This is a genomic window from Streptomyces sp. NPDC059454, from assembly GCF_042749965.1.
Taxonomy (GTDB): domain Bacteria; phylum Actinomycetota; class Actinomycetes; order Streptomycetales; family Streptomycetaceae; genus Streptomyces.
The window spans coordinates 1-11,650 of the sequence record NZ_JBHYVC010000055.1 but is presented as its reverse complement, the minus strand read 5'-3'; the positions used below and the strand labels follow the sequence as shown (position 1 = coordinate 11,650).

The 11,650-nt window shown below is 70.4% G+C and carries 14 protein-coding genes; 5 read left to right on the top strand and 9 right to left on the bottom strand.

All coding sequences use genetic code 11. The annotated features are described in order from the left end of the window. The first annotated feature begins 20 nt into the window (after positions 1 to 20). Positions 21 to 515, top strand: a complete 495-nt coding sequence (locus tag ACFXAE_RS28220; protein ID WP_384719814.1) for a DUF3145 domain-containing protein — start codon at positions 21 to 23, stop codon at positions 513 to 515. A gap of 298 nt (positions 516 to 813) precedes the next feature. Here ACFXAE_RS28220 and fabF read toward each other — a convergent pair whose 3' ends face one another. From fabF to fasR, 5 genes are all read right to left on the bottom strand, one after another. Beyond that, positions 814 to 2,085 (bottom strand): beta-ketoacyl-ACP synthase II, encoded by a 1,272-nt coding sequence (fabF, locus tag ACFXAE_RS28215; RefSeq protein ID WP_384719812.1) that lies wholly within the window; start codon positions 2,083 to 2,085, stop codon positions 814 to 816. A gap of 113 nt (positions 2,086 to 2,198) precedes the next feature. Further along, positions 2,199 to 2,447, bottom strand: a complete 249-nt coding sequence (locus ACFXAE_RS28210; RefSeq protein ID WP_004931691.1) for an acyl carrier protein — start codon at positions 2,445 to 2,447, stop codon at positions 2,199 to 2,201. Between the two features lie 80 nt (positions 2,448 to 2,527). After that, positions 2,528 to 3,529 carry a ketoacyl-ACP synthase III gene (locus ACFXAE_RS28205; protein ID WP_384719810.1) on the bottom strand — a complete coding sequence of 334 codons (1,002 nt, stop codon included), beginning with the start codon at positions 3,527 to 3,529 and terminating at the stop codon, positions 2,528 to 2,530. 22 nt (positions 3,530 to 3,551) lie between these two features. Beyond that, the gene (locus tag ACFXAE_RS28200) at positions 3,552 to 4,463 is read right to left on the bottom strand and encodes an ACP S-malonyltransferase (protein WP_384719808.1); all 912 of its coding nucleotides are present in this window, start codon (positions 4,461 to 4,463) and stop codon (positions 3,552 to 3,554) included. 89 nt (positions 4,464 to 4,552) lie between these two features. After that, complete coding sequence (gene fasR / locus ACFXAE_RS28195) at positions 4,553 to 5,758, bottom strand: fatty acid biosynthesis transcriptional regulator FasR (RefSeq protein WP_384719806.1); 1,206 nt, start codon at positions 5,756 to 5,758, stop codon at positions 4,553 to 4,555. 62 nt (positions 5,759 to 5,820) lie between these two features. On the opposite strand from fasR, the gene ACFXAE_RS28190 reads away from it, so the two are divergent. Beyond that, positions 5,821 to 6,480: a pirin family protein gene (locus tag ACFXAE_RS28190; protein ID WP_384719804.1), complete on the top strand. Its 660-nt coding sequence runs from the start codon at positions 5,821 to 5,823 to the stop codon at positions 6,478 to 6,480. A gap of 62 nt (positions 6,481 to 6,542) precedes the next feature. Here ACFXAE_RS28190 and ACFXAE_RS28185 read toward each other — a convergent pair whose 3' ends face one another. Beyond that, a complete protein-coding gene (locus tag ACFXAE_RS28185; protein ID WP_384719802.1) occupies positions 6,543 to 6,965 on the bottom strand; it encodes a hypothetical protein in 423 nt (140 codons plus the stop codon). Further along, positions 6,892 to 8,049 carry a nucleic acid/nucleotide deaminase domain-containing protein gene (locus ACFXAE_RS28180; protein WP_384719800.1) on the bottom strand — a complete coding sequence of 386 codons (1,158 nt, stop codon included), beginning with the start codon at positions 8,047 to 8,049 and terminating at the stop codon, positions 6,892 to 6,894. Before ACFXAE_RS28180 ends, ACFXAE_RS28185 begins: the two co-directional genes overlap by 74 nt. A gap of 318 nt (positions 8,050 to 8,367) precedes the next feature. On the opposite strand from ACFXAE_RS28180, the gene ACFXAE_RS28175 reads away from it, so the two are divergent. Then, positions 8,368 to 8,631 (top strand): hypothetical protein, encoded by a 264-nt coding sequence (locus ACFXAE_RS28175; RefSeq protein WP_384719798.1) that lies wholly within the window; start codon positions 8,368 to 8,370, stop codon positions 8,629 to 8,631. Between the two features lie 60 nt (positions 8,632 to 8,691). Here the strand turns inward: ACFXAE_RS28175 and ACFXAE_RS28170 are convergent, their stop codons facing one another. Both ACFXAE_RS28170 and ACFXAE_RS28165 read right to left on the bottom strand, forming a co-directional pair. Next, positions 8,692 to 9,513 carry a serine hydrolase domain-containing protein gene (locus tag ACFXAE_RS28170; RefSeq protein ID WP_384719796.1) on the bottom strand — a complete coding sequence of 274 codons (822 nt, stop codon included), beginning with the start codon at positions 9,511 to 9,513 and terminating at the stop codon, positions 8,692 to 8,694. An 18-nt stretch (positions 9,514 to 9,531) separates the two neighbouring features. Then, the gene (locus ACFXAE_RS28165) at positions 9,532 to 10,002 is read right to left on the bottom strand and encodes a GNAT family N-acetyltransferase (protein WP_384719794.1); all 471 of its coding nucleotides are present in this window, start codon (positions 10,000 to 10,002) and stop codon (positions 9,532 to 9,534) included. Positions 10,003 to 10,097: 95 nt separating this feature from the next. Here ACFXAE_RS28165 and ACFXAE_RS28160 point away from each other — a divergent pair, with 95 nt between their 5' ends. Together ACFXAE_RS28160 and ACFXAE_RS28155 are read left to right on the top strand one after the other, a co-directional pair. Next, positions 10,098 to 10,562 carry a MerR family transcriptional regulator gene (locus ACFXAE_RS28160; protein ID WP_384719792.1) on the top strand — a complete coding sequence of 155 codons (465 nt, stop codon included), beginning with the start codon at positions 10,098 to 10,100 and terminating at the stop codon, positions 10,560 to 10,562. Then, the gene (locus tag ACFXAE_RS28155) at positions 10,562 to 11,581 is read left to right on the top strand and encodes an aldo/keto reductase (RefSeq protein WP_384719880.1); all 1,020 of its coding nucleotides are present in this window, start codon (positions 10,562 to 10,564) and stop codon (positions 11,579 to 11,581) included. Before ACFXAE_RS28160 ends, ACFXAE_RS28155 begins: the two co-directional genes overlap by 1 nt. Positions 11,582 to 11,650 lie beyond the last annotated feature (69 nt).

Below are 11,650 nucleotides of genomic sequence, written 5' to 3'. Positions count from 1 at the left end.
CGCTCAGCCCGGAGGTTCCGGTGACGACCCGTGGAGTTCTGTACGTGCACTCCGCGCCGCGCGCGCTGTGCCCGCACGTCGAGTGGGCCATCGCCGGGGTGCTAGGCACGCGCGTGAGTCTGGACTGGATCCGCCAGCCCGCGTCCCCCGGCACCTGGCGCTCGGAGTTCTCCTGGCAGGGCCAGGCCGGCACCGCCTCCAAACTCGCCTCCGCGCTGCGCGGCTGGCAGATGCTGCGCTTCGAGGTCACCGCCGAACCCTGCCCCACCGCCGAGGGCGAGCGCTACAGCTGCACCCCCGACCTGGGCATCTTCCACGCCGTCACCGGCATCCACGGCGACATCCTCATCCCCGAGGACCGTCTCCGCGCCGCCCTGGTCCGCTCCCGGACCGGCGAGACCGACCTGGAGTCGGACATCGCCAAGCTCCTGGGCAAGCCCTGGGACGACGAACTGGAACCCTTCCGCCACGCAGGCGAGGGCGCCCCGGTCCGCTGGCTCCACCAGGTGGTCTAGAGAACACCGAGAGGGTGAAGCGCCCCTGAAAGGGGCGCGGGCTGTGCCGATGCGCGGCTCCGCCGCGCGGGTGCGGCCAACGCCCCTTTCAGGGGCGCGGGGAACTGCGCGACAAGCCCCGACGGACCCGCACCCGACCGATCTCGCCGTGGGGTCGAAGGGGCGAAGCCCCTTGAGGACGGGACGGGCAGGGGCGGCGGGGGCGAAGAAACTCCCGGACGCCCCCCCCCCCGCGGCGCCGCCGCACGGAAAAGGGCCCCCACCCGAAGGTGGAAGCCCTTCACACCGCAGGCGCCGGTCACACGGACCGGAACGCCAGCACCACGTTGTGCCCACCGAACCCGAACGAGTCGTTCAACGCGGCGATCCGCCCGTCCACGGGCAACTTCCGCGCCTCGCCCCGCACCACATCCGCGTTCGCCTCGGCCTCGGGGTCGAGGTTCTCGACGTTGATGGTCGGCGGAGCCACCCGGTGGTACAGCGCGAGCACGGTGGCCACCGACTCCACCCCGCCCGCCCCACCCAGCAGATGACCCGTCATCGACTTCGTCGCGGAGACCGCGAAGTGGTCCGCGTCGTCCCCGAACACCTTCCGCAACGCCTTCAGCTCCGCGATGTCCCCCGCAGGAGTGGACGTCGCGTGCGCGTTGACGTGCACGATCTCCGCCGGATCCAGATCCGTCCGCTCCAGCAGGTTCTGCAGGGCCTGCGAGATGCCCCGCCCCTCCGGTTCCGGCTGCACGATGTCGTGCGCGTCGGCCGAGACGCCCTGGCCGACCGCCTCCGCGTACACGCGGGCGCCGCGCGCGGCGGCGTGCTCGGCGGACTCCAGGACGACGACGCCCGCGCCCTCACCGAGGACGAAGCCGTCACGGGCGACGTCATAGGGACGCGAGGCGCCCTCGGGGTCGTCGTTGTTCTTGGACATCGCCATCATGTTGCCGAACGCGGCGATCGGCAGCGGGTGGATCGCCGCCTCCGTGCCGCCCGCGACGACGACGTCGGCACGGCCGGTGCGGATCATCTCGATGGCGTAGCCGATGGCCTCGGCACCCGACGCGCACGCGGAGACCGGGGTGTGCACACCGGCGCGGGCGCCCACCGCGAGACCCACGTTCGCGGACGGGCCGTTCGGCATCAGCATGGGGACGGTGTGCGGGGAGACGCGGCGTACGCCCTTCTCCTTCAGCACGTCGTACTGGTCCAGCAGGGTCGTCACACCGCCGATGCCGGAGGCGATGACCGCGCCGAGCCGGTCCGGGTCGACGTTCGGGTCCTCGCCGGCCTTGGCTTCGAAACCGGCGTCGGCCCACGCCTCCTTGGCCGCGACCAGCGCGAACTGCGCCGAGCGGTCCAGACGGCGGGCCTGCGGCCGGGGGATGACCTCGGTGGGCTCCACGGCCACCCGGGCCGCGATACGGACCGCCTGCTCGGCGGCCCACTCCTCCGTGAGGGGCTTGACGCCGGAACGTCCGGCGACCAGGCCCTCCCAGGTCGAGGCTGCGTCGCCACCCAGCGGTGTGGTTGCGCCGATACCGGTGACGACCACGGTGCGATTGGTCGGGCTCATCGGAATTCTCTCTCCAACGGATCTACGAGGATTCGTACGGCGCCACCGCCGGGTGGCGGGGCCGGGGTTCCCGGCCCCCGGGCCTCCCGTACGGACGGAAGGCCCGGCAGGGCTCAGGCCTGGTGCTTGAGGATGTAGTCGGTCGCGTCGCCGACCGTCTTGAGGTTCTTGACGTCGTCGTCCGGGATCTTGACGTCGAAGCGCTCCTCGGCGGCGACGACGACCTCGACCATGGACAGCGAGTCGACGTCCAGGTCGTCGGTGAAGGACTTGTCCAGCTGGACGTCCTCAACCGGGATGCCGGCGATCTCGTTCACGATCTCCGCGAGACCGGCGACGATCTCTTCCTGAGTGGCGGCCATGATGGCGCTCCTTCGTTGTGATTCCAGAGGATGTGGTGGTGGTTCCTCGCGTACCGGACGCATGATCCGGCACGGAGTGCCTAGGGGAGGGTAACGACCGTAGCGGCGTAGACGAGACCCGCCCCGAAGCCGATGACGAGCGCGGTGTCGCCGCTCTTCGCCTCACCGGTCGCCAGGAGCCGCTCCATCGCGAGCGGAATCGAGGCGGCCGAGGTGTTGCCGGTGGTGCGGATGTCACGGGCGACCGTGACGTGCTCCGGCAGTTTCAGGGTCTTCACCATCGAGTCGATGATCCGCACATTGGCCTGGTGCGGGATGAAGACGTCCAGTTCGTCCGGCGTCAGCCCGGCGGCGTCCAGCGCCTCCTTGGCGACCTTCGCCATCTCGAACACGGCCCAGCGGAACACCGCCTGGCCTTCCTGCGTGATCGCGGGGAACTTCTCGACGGTTCCGTCGCGGTAGTCCGTCCACGGCACGGTCTGCTTGATGGTCTCGGACTTGTCGCCCTCCGAACCCCACACGGTCGGGCCGATCGCGGGCTCCTGGGAGGGGCCGACGACCACCGCGCCCGCGCCGTCACCGAACAGGAAGGCCGTGGCCCGGTCCTCCAGGTCGGTGAGGTCGCTCAGCCGCTCCACGCCGATGACGAGCACGTATTCGGCGGAACCTTCCACCACCATGCCCTTGGCCAGCGTCAGGCCGTAACCGAAGCCCGCGCAGCCGGCCGAGATGTCGAAGGCGGCGGCCTTGTCCGTGCCCAGCTTGTCGGCGATCTCGGTCGCGACGGCCGGGGTCTGGCTGAAGTGCGAGACGGTCGAGACGACGACGGCGCCGATCTGTCCGGCGTCGATCCCGGCGTCCGCGATCGCCTTGCCGGACGCCTCGATCGACATCGCCGCGACGGTCTCCTCGGGAGACGCCCAGTGCCGGGTCTCGATGCCGGAGCGCGAACGGATCCACTCGTCGGACGAGTCGATCGTCTCCAGGATCACCTCGTTCGGCACGACCCGGGTGGGCCGGTAGCCGCCCACGCCGAGAATGCGCGCGTACGGGGCACCCTTGCTGGGCTTGATCTTCGCCATGCGTGTCGGCTCCTTAAGGGCGTCAGGCGTGCTCGGCCACGAGCTCGCGGGCCGCGTCGAGGTCGGCGGGGGTCTTCAGGGCCAGCGTCTTGACGCCGGGCAGCGCACGCTTGGCGAGGCCGGTCAGCGTGCCGCCGGGGCAGACCTCGAGGAGGGCGGTGACGCCGAGCTCCTTGAACGTCTCCATGCACAGGTCCCAGCGGACCGGGTTGGCGACCTGGCCGACCAGGCGCTGAAGCACCTCGGCGCCGGTGGCGACCGCCTTGCCGTCCTTGTTCGACACGTAGGTGACCCGCGGGTCGCCCGGCGTCAGGGTCCCGGCGGCCTTCGCCAGCGTGTCGACCGCGGGGCCCATGTGGTGGGTGTGGAAGGCACCGGCCACCTTGAGCGCGACGACCTTGCGCACGCCCTCGGGCTTGTCCGCCTCCAGCGCGGCGAGCTGCTCCTTGGTGCCGGCCGCGACGATCTGGCCCGCGCCGTTGATGTTCGCCGGGGTCAGGCCCAGCTTCTCCAGGTGCGCCACGGTCACCTCGGGGTCGCCGCCGAGCAGCGCCGCCATGCCGGTCTCGGTGATCGCGGCGGCGTCGGCCATGGCCAGACCCCGCCTGCGGACCAGCGAGAGCGCGGCGGTGTCGTCGAGGACACCCGCGAAAACGGCGGCGGTGATCTCACCGACACTGTGACCGGCCACCGCGCCCGGCGTCATGTCGCCGAGCGCCGTGGCGGACAGCAGCCCGGCCGCGACCAGCAGCGGCTGGGCGACGGCCGTGTCACGGATCTCGTCCGCGTCGGCCTTCGTGCCGTAGCGGACGAGGTCGAGTCCGATGGCGTCGGACCACGCGGCGACGCGGTCCGCGGCACCGGGGAGGTCGAGCCATTCAGTCAGGAAGCCGGGCGTCTGGGCACCCTGGCCGGGAGCGACGAGTACGAGCACTCTCACACTCTCTCTTGGGGACGGCCACTGCCGCCGGTGGGGACAAGGACGAAGAACAGGAGGCGGTTTTGTGGGGCCCCGACAAAAGGTCAGAGATGAAGATCGCCATCAGCCAGACGCCCCAGGATCAGCGCGATCCGCAGTGTGAACGCAGAGCGTACATCGGAGGGTGACCATCCGGTGACGTCAGTCACACGTCGGAGCCGGTAACGCACGGTGTTGGGGTGAACGAACAGCATGCGCGCCGCGCCCTCGAGACTGCTCGCCTGCTCGAGATAGACACTGAGCGTCTCCAGCAGCGCGGCCCCGGCCTCCTCCAGCGGTCTGTAGATCTCCTCCACCAACTGCTCACGGGCAGACGGGTCCGAGGCGATCGCCCGCTCCGGCAGCAGATCGTCCGCCAGCACCGGACGCGGGGCGTCCTGCCAGGCGGAACACGCCTTGAGCCCCGCCGCGGCGGCCTGCGCGGACCGGGTCGCGGCCTGCAGGTCGGGCACCACCGGGCCGGCCACGACCGGCCCCGCCGCATAAGGCCCGATCAGCGACTTCGCCACGGCCAGCGGGTTGTCGCTGCCGCCCGCGATCACCACCAGCCGGTCGCCGAGCACCCCGGTCAGCACCTGGAGCTTGGCGTGCCGGGCCGCCCGCCGGATGGCCTCCACGGTCAGCTCGGAGTCCCCGTCGGGCGCGGTGCCCAGCACCACGCACACATGATCGGGCGAGTTCCATCCCAGGGCCGCGGCCCGCGACACGGCCCCCTCGTCGGCCTCACCGCTGAGCACCGCGTTCACCACCAGCGACTCCAGCCGCGCGTCCCAGGCACCCCGTGCCTCCGCGGCCTGGGCGTACACCTGGGCCGTGGCGAAGGCGATCTCCCGCGCGTACACCAGCAGCGCCTCGCGCAGCACGCTCTCGTCGCCGGGCGCCGCCACCTCGTCGATGGCGGACTCCATGACCTCGATGGTGGTGCGCACCATCTCCACGGTCTGCCGCAGCGTGATGGCCCGGGTCAGCTCGCGCGGCGCGGTGCCGAAGACGTCGGTGGAGATGGCCTGCGGGGCGTCGGGGCGCCGGAACCACTCGGTGAAGGCGGCGATGCCCGCCTGCGCGACCAGGCCGATCCAGGAACGGTTCTCCGGGGGCATGGCCCGGTACCAGGACAGCGTCTCGTCCATCCGCGCGATCGCCTGTGCGGCGAGGCTGCCGGACGACTTCTCCAGCCGCTTCAGCGTCGCGGTGTGCGGATGGGCGGGGCGCGCTGCGGCTTCGTTGGTGCTGGTTTCGGGTTCGGGCACGGGGACAAGACTGCCTTATCGGTACGGCCGTGCGTGTCGCCGGGGCTACGGTGGAGCGTGTGATGGACGTACGGCGGGCGCGGGAGCGCTATCGGGGCGGCGATCCGGCGGCCGGGATCGAGACGTGGCACGCCTTCTCCTTCGGTCCCCACTACGACCCGGACAACCTCCGCTTCGGCGCGGTCATCGCCTGCAACGAGGAGCGCCTCGCCCCCGGCGCCGGCTTCGACGAGCACCCGCACAGCCACACCGAGATCGTGACGTGGGTGGTGGAGGGCGAGCTGACCCACCGCGACTCCACGGGCCGGGAGACGGTGATCCGCCCCGGCGACGTACAGCGCCTGAGCGCCGCGTCCGGCGTCCGCCACGTGGAACGCAACGCGGGCTCCGTCCCTCTGACCTTCCTCCAGATGTGGCTGGCCCCGGTGGAACCCGGCGGCGACCCGTCCTACGAGGTCGTCCCCGGCATAGCGGACTCCACCCCGTACGCCCTCCCGGAGGCGGGCGCGATGCTCCACGTACGCCGGCTGACGGCGGGGGAGCGGACGGCGGTGCCGGACGGGGCGTACGTGTACGTCCATGTGGTGCGGGGTGAGGTGGAACTGGACGGCGGACTGCTGGGCGCGGGTGACGCGGCCCGCATCACGGATGCGCAGGGGGTGGACGCTGTGGCAGGGGCGTCGGACGCGGAGCTGCTGGTATGGGAGATGGCGGCGAGGTGACGCGGCAGGCCCCGTCGAAGCCGGTACGGTTTGGCTCCGGCGGGGCCCGGCGAGCGGGTGGGTCAGTGCCGACGACCCGTCACGTGGAGCATGCTGCCGCGCGTGTGTCCATCCGGTTCTTCTGCTGTGAACCCGGCTGAGGTGAGAATCGCCAGGACGGCGACTCGCATGCAGTCGTTGATGGTTTTGTGATGGAGCACGACTGAGGGTGGGTTTGTGTAGTCAATCCCTTTGGCGAAGAGCTCCAGAGTGGAATCCCTTAGTTCCGTTTCCGTGCGCCAGTTCACGAAAACTCCGCCGTCGACAAGGGGATCCACATGTACCGCAGCCCCAGGCCTTTTTTCTCTGTCGTTTTCGAGGTCGGCCCGGTAAACGGGTAGCCCGGATCGCGTCAGTTCGCGGCAGACTTCGTCAGCCAGCGCGTTGCGCGCTGCGATGACCTCTGGCGGAGATTTCGGATCCAGGTCGAATTCGTACTCGGCCATGCGCGTCTTCTTCTCCGATTGACTGATCGTTCGATACGGAGTGCGCTACACGTCCCCCGCCGGCCCGCCTGACGTACTCGTCAAGAAGTTCCCTTGCCTCCCGTGCGAAGTCGGGGTGGTAGGGCACGGACCAGCTGGCCGGCGTCCCTTGCTTGAGGGAATCGGCCAGTTCTGAGGCGCACTTAGGGCAAGGCTGCCGCTCAGTGTACAGAGCCGTGATCTGGTCGGGCGTGAAGCCTTTTGTTTTCAGTTTGTCCAGAATCTCTGTTTCTGAATGGCCGGAGAACTTACTGTTGGCGATGATGAAGTCGCCGGTCTTGGGGTCGTTCCATCCCGGTACCTTCGCGACGGCGACGTTGCGATCTCCCTCGAAGTACCCGTTCTCCGTCCTGTACCTGTACGCCCAATGACTCATTTCGTCACTGTTGTAGGCGATCAGTCCCGAGGGGCATCCGTCGACAGCCGCGACACGCGTGGCCAGAGATGTACGAACCCTGGTGCAGGTCTTGACGAGTCCGTCCAGCCCCTTGACCCCGATACGCAGGATGACGTCCTCGGCCAGGCCGAGTGCACGCAGGGCGTTGTACGCGTCGGTGAAGCCGATGCCGGTTCTCGCGGCGGCGTCGACCGCCTTGACCGCATCCGCGATGGGCCTGAGGATCTTGCCCGCGAACAGGGCCGCGACATCCACGGTCGCCCAGGCGCAGCCGCCCCAGCTGCCGTCCGCACCGCCGGGGGTGATCTTCTGGGCGCACTTGATCCAGCTGCCGAAGAGGATGTCGGCCGGGCCGATGTCCTCCTGGTACTCGGCGATCGTGATGGTGTGCGTGACTTCGGTGGACAGTTCCTTGGTCGGATGCTCACCGAGGTAGACAGTCGAGCCGGAGGGGCACGTGAACTGTGAGGGGTTCAGATCCTCTGCGGTGCACATGTAGAGGTCGAGGACCGCTTTGAACCGGATCTTCGACGTGATCGTGCAGTCGCCGTCGTAGAAGAGCTTGTCGATCCACCCGTCGCAGCCGTCGGTCTTCCTGACGACCTGAGGATCGCCGACCTTCTCGACGTGGTCGACGACGTAGAACATGTTGCCGATGGGCGCGCCGGCCTCGTCGACGACGGTTCCTGTTTCGATCTGTTCTGCGTTCGCCTCCTTCTCGGCCTGGTCGGCCGCCTGCTGGGCCGATTCGGCGTACTCCTGGGCCTCCTTGGCGGCCTCTTCCGCCGCCGCGCCCGCGTCGATCCGCGTTCCGGTGCCGACGCACGTTCACCGAATTTTTCGCGTGCGTTTCGAACGCCCCGTCGTGGATCTACGTCTTATCCCCCGTGGACCGCACAGGGGCCGGCGGTCGGCACGGCAAGGCAGGACAAGGCCCGCTCAGGTTCCGTTCGTTGGGAGAGATGTATGAAGTCGTGGCGTTCTCGTGTCGCCGTCGCGGTGGGCACCGCGGTGCTCGCCGTTCCGCTGGTCGCGGGCTCGGCGTCCGCCGCCGGAACCAACCCCTGGGGCTACCAGGAGGTCGGTGGGTGGAGGGACAAACTCACGTGCGTGGCGGACGGGCAGGAGCTCCTCGCCCAGGGATGGGTGAACTTCTACTGCGACTGGGACGGCCACTTCTGGGTCCTGTGGGCCCTCCCCGCGAAGGACCAGCCGCCGACGGGCGGCTGACCGGCACGGGAAGCCGGGGCCGGCCGGTGGCCGTGGGGGCCGCCGGCCGGCGCGCGGGGCTCAGCCGCGCAGTTCCGCCAGCACCGCGTCCGTGAACGGCGGCCACGCCTCGATCGCCCAGGGGCCGAAGGCGCGGTCCGTCAGGGCCGCGCAGGCCGCGCCCGCGTCGGGGTCGATCCACAGGAACGTGCCCGACTGGCCGAAGTGGCCGAAGGTGCGCGGGGAGGACGAGGCGCCCGTCCAGTGCGGGGACTTGGAGTTCCGGATCTCGAAGCCGAGGCCCCAGTCGTTGGGGTTCTGGTGGCCGTAGCCCGGCAGGACGCCCTTGGTGCCGGGGTACTGGACCGTCATCGCCGCGGCGACCGTGCGGGGGTCGAGGAGGCGCGGGGCCTGCACCTCGGCGGCGAAACGCAGCAGGTCGTCCACCGTGGAGACGGCGTCCTTCGCCGGGGAGCCCTCCAACGAGGTCGACGTCATGCCGAGCGGCTCCAGCACCGCCTGCCGCAGGTACTCCGCGAACGGGATCTCCGTCGCCTTCGCGACGTGGTCGCCGAGCTGCTCGAAGCCCGCGTTCGAGTACAGGCGTCGCTCACCCGGGGCCGAGGTCACCCGGTGCTCGTCGAAGGCGAGCCCCGAGGTGTGCGCGAGCAGGTGGCGGACCGTCGAGCCCTGCGGGCCGGCCGGTTCGTCCAGCTCGATCGCTCCCTCCTCGTAGGCCACGAGCACCGCGTACGCGGCGAGCGGCTTGGTGACCGAGGCCAGCGGGAAGCGACGGCCGGTCGGGCCGTGCGTGCCCAGGACGGTGCCGTCCGCCCGTACGACACCCGCCGCGGCGGTGGGAACCGGCCAGTTCTCGATCAACGCGAGGCTCTTCAGCGACATGCCGTCGAGCCTAAGCGCTCACAGCATCAGCTCCAGCAAGGGGTCCGGCTTGGGCCTGAAGCCCAGTGAGACGTACAGCGGCTCCGCCTGCGCGGACGCGGTGAGGCGGACCCGCCGGGCGCCGCGCTCGCGGAACCACTCCAGCAGCGCCTCCATGCAGGCGCGCGCATAGCCGCGGCGGCGGGTGCCCGGGTCGGTGGCGACACTGAAGACGTGGCCGTCGGTGCCGTGCGGATCGCGCGCGCCGCCGATGCGGTACTCCAGCGAACCGGCCACCAGCGCCGCCAGCGCGCCGGGCCGCTCCGGGTGGTCCACGACGAACGCCGCGAAGGTGCCGTCCGACTCGGACAGTCTGCCGCGCAGCACGGGCAGCGCCTCGGCGTGCCAGGCCGTGGACGGGTCGGACCGGGCCATCGAGTTGATCATCACCTGGCGCAGACGCAGCACTTCCTCCGCGTCCTTCGGCGTCGCACGGCGTACAGAGGTCATGCCCGCACGCTAATCAGCCACCTGCCTCCACGTCCCGCCCATTTCCACCTTCGCCGCTTGCTTGGAGTGCACTCCAGCGTTCTAGCGTGGGGACCATGACGGTGACGGAGACCACCACGGAGGCCAGCGCCGACACCTGCGCAGGGCCGCCGCAGGGGAACAGGCGGCCGGACGGCGCGGACAAGTACACGATCAGCGAGGTCGTCGCCCTCACCGGGCTGACGGCGCACACCCTGCGCTGGTACGAACGCATCGGGCTGATGCCGCACATCGACCGGTCCCACACCGGCCAGCGCCGCTACAGCAACCGCGACCTCGACTGGCTCGCCCTCGTCGGCAAGCTCCGCCTGACCGGGATGCCGGTCGCGGACATGGTGCGGTACGCGGAACTGGTCCGCGCGGGCGATCACACGTACACCGAGCGTTTCGAACTGCTCCAGCAGACCCGTGAGGACGTACTGTCGCGGATCGCCGAACTCCAGGGCACGCTCGCCGTGCTCGACCGGAAGATCGGTTTCTACGCGGACGCCGGGCGCGCCCTGGCGTCGGAGAGGACATGATGACCGACGTCGGCAGGATCGGTACGGCCGCACTGGGCCAGGGCGGCCCCCCGGTGGGCGTGCAGGGCCTCGGCTGCATGGGCATGAGCTTCGCCTACGGCCCCGTGGACGCGGACGCCTCCCGGGCGACCCTGGAGCGGGCCCTGGAACTCGGCGTCACGCTCTACGACACGGCGGACGCGTACGGCGCGGGCGACAACGAGCGGTTCCTCGCCCCGTTCTTCACGGCGCACCGGGACGAGGTGGTCATCGCCACCAAGTTCGCCCTGTCGATCCCGCCGGACGACCCGACCCGGCGGATCATCCGCAACGACGCGCCGTACATCCGCGAGGCCGTCGAGGCGAGCCTGAAGCGTCTGGACGTCGACGTGATCGACCTCTACTACATGCACCGGCGCGATGTGAACGTGCCGATCGAGGAGACCGTCGGCGTCATGGCCGAGCTGGTGCGCGAGGGCAAGGTCAAGCAGCTGGGCCTGAGCGAGGTCACGGCCGACGAACTCCGCGCCGCGCACGACGTGCACCCGATCGCCGCCGTGCAGTCGGAGTGGTCGCTGTTCAGCCGGGACATCGAGGCGAGGGTGGTACCGGCCGCGCGCGAACTGGGCGTGACCCTCGTGCCGTACTCGCCGCTGGGGCGGGGCTTCCTGACCGGTTCCTTCACCGATGCCGACCAGGACCTCACCTCCGACGACTTCCGCCGCCGGATGCCCCGTTTCACGGGCGACAACGCGGCGGCCAACGCGGCCCTCCTGGAACCGGTCCGCTCCGTGGCCGAGGCCCACGACGCCACCCCCGGCCAGATCGCCCTGGCCTGGGTCCACCAGCGGGCCGCGGTCCACGGCCTCCCGGTCGTCCCGATCCCGGGCACTCGCAAGCCGACCCGGGTGGAGGAGAACACGGCGGCGACCCGCATCACCCTGACCGACGAGGAACTGGCCCTGCTGGACCCCATCGCGGCCAAGGTGACCGGCACCCGCTACGCGGACATGACGTTCACGTCGGCGGGGCGGGAGTAACCGCGGGCAGCCGTGCCTCCCCCAGTGCCTCAAGCGCCTGCGGGGGTGGGTCGTGCGGCCCGGCACCTG

What these genes read in the sequence shown, in the direction of transcription:
- fabF (WP_384719812.1), bottom strand. Translation starts at nt 2,085, where the DNA reads ATGAGCCCGACCAATCGCACCGTGGTCGTCACCGGTATCGGCGCAACC.
- ACFXAE_RS28210 (WP_004931691.1), bottom strand. Translation starts at nt 2,447, where the DNA reads ATGGCCGCCACTCAGGAAGAGATCGTCGCCGGTCTCGCGGAGATCGTG.
- ACFXAE_RS28205 (WP_384719810.1), bottom strand. Translation starts at nt 3,529, where the DNA reads ATGGCGAAGATCAAGCCCAGCAAGGGTGCCCCGTACGCGCGCATTCTC.
- ACFXAE_RS28190 (WP_384719804.1), top strand. Translation starts at nt 5,821, where the DNA reads ATGGACGTACGGCGGGCGCGGGAGCGCTATCGGGGCGGCGATCCGGCG.
- ACFXAE_RS28185 (WP_384719802.1), bottom strand. Translation starts at nt 6,965, where the DNA reads ATGGCCGAGTACGAATTCGACCTGGATCCGAAATCTCCGCCAGAGGTC.
- ACFXAE_RS28180 (WP_384719800.1), bottom strand. Translation starts at nt 8,049, where the DNA reads ATGTTCTACGTCGTCGACCACGTCGAGAAGGTCGGCGATCCTCAGGTC.
- ACFXAE_RS28175 (WP_384719798.1), top strand. Translation starts at nt 8,368, where the DNA reads ATGAAGTCGTGGCGTTCTCGTGTCGCCGTCGCGGTGGGCACCGCGGTG.
- ACFXAE_RS28170 (WP_384719796.1), bottom strand. Translation starts at nt 9,513, where the DNA reads ATGTCGCTGAAGAGCCTCGCGTTGATCGAGAACTGGCCGGTTCCCACC.
- ACFXAE_RS28165 (WP_384719794.1), bottom strand. Translation starts at nt 10,002, where the DNA reads ATGACCTCTGTACGCCGTGCGACGCCGAAGGACGCGGAGGAAGTGCTG.
- ACFXAE_RS28160 (WP_384719792.1), top strand. Translation starts at nt 10,098, where the DNA reads ATGACGGTGACGGAGACCACCACGGAGGCCAGCGCCGACACCTGCGCA.
- ACFXAE_RS28155 (WP_384719880.1), top strand. Translation starts at nt 10,562, where the DNA reads ATGACCGACGTCGGCAGGATCGGTACGGCCGCACTGGGCCAGGGCGGC.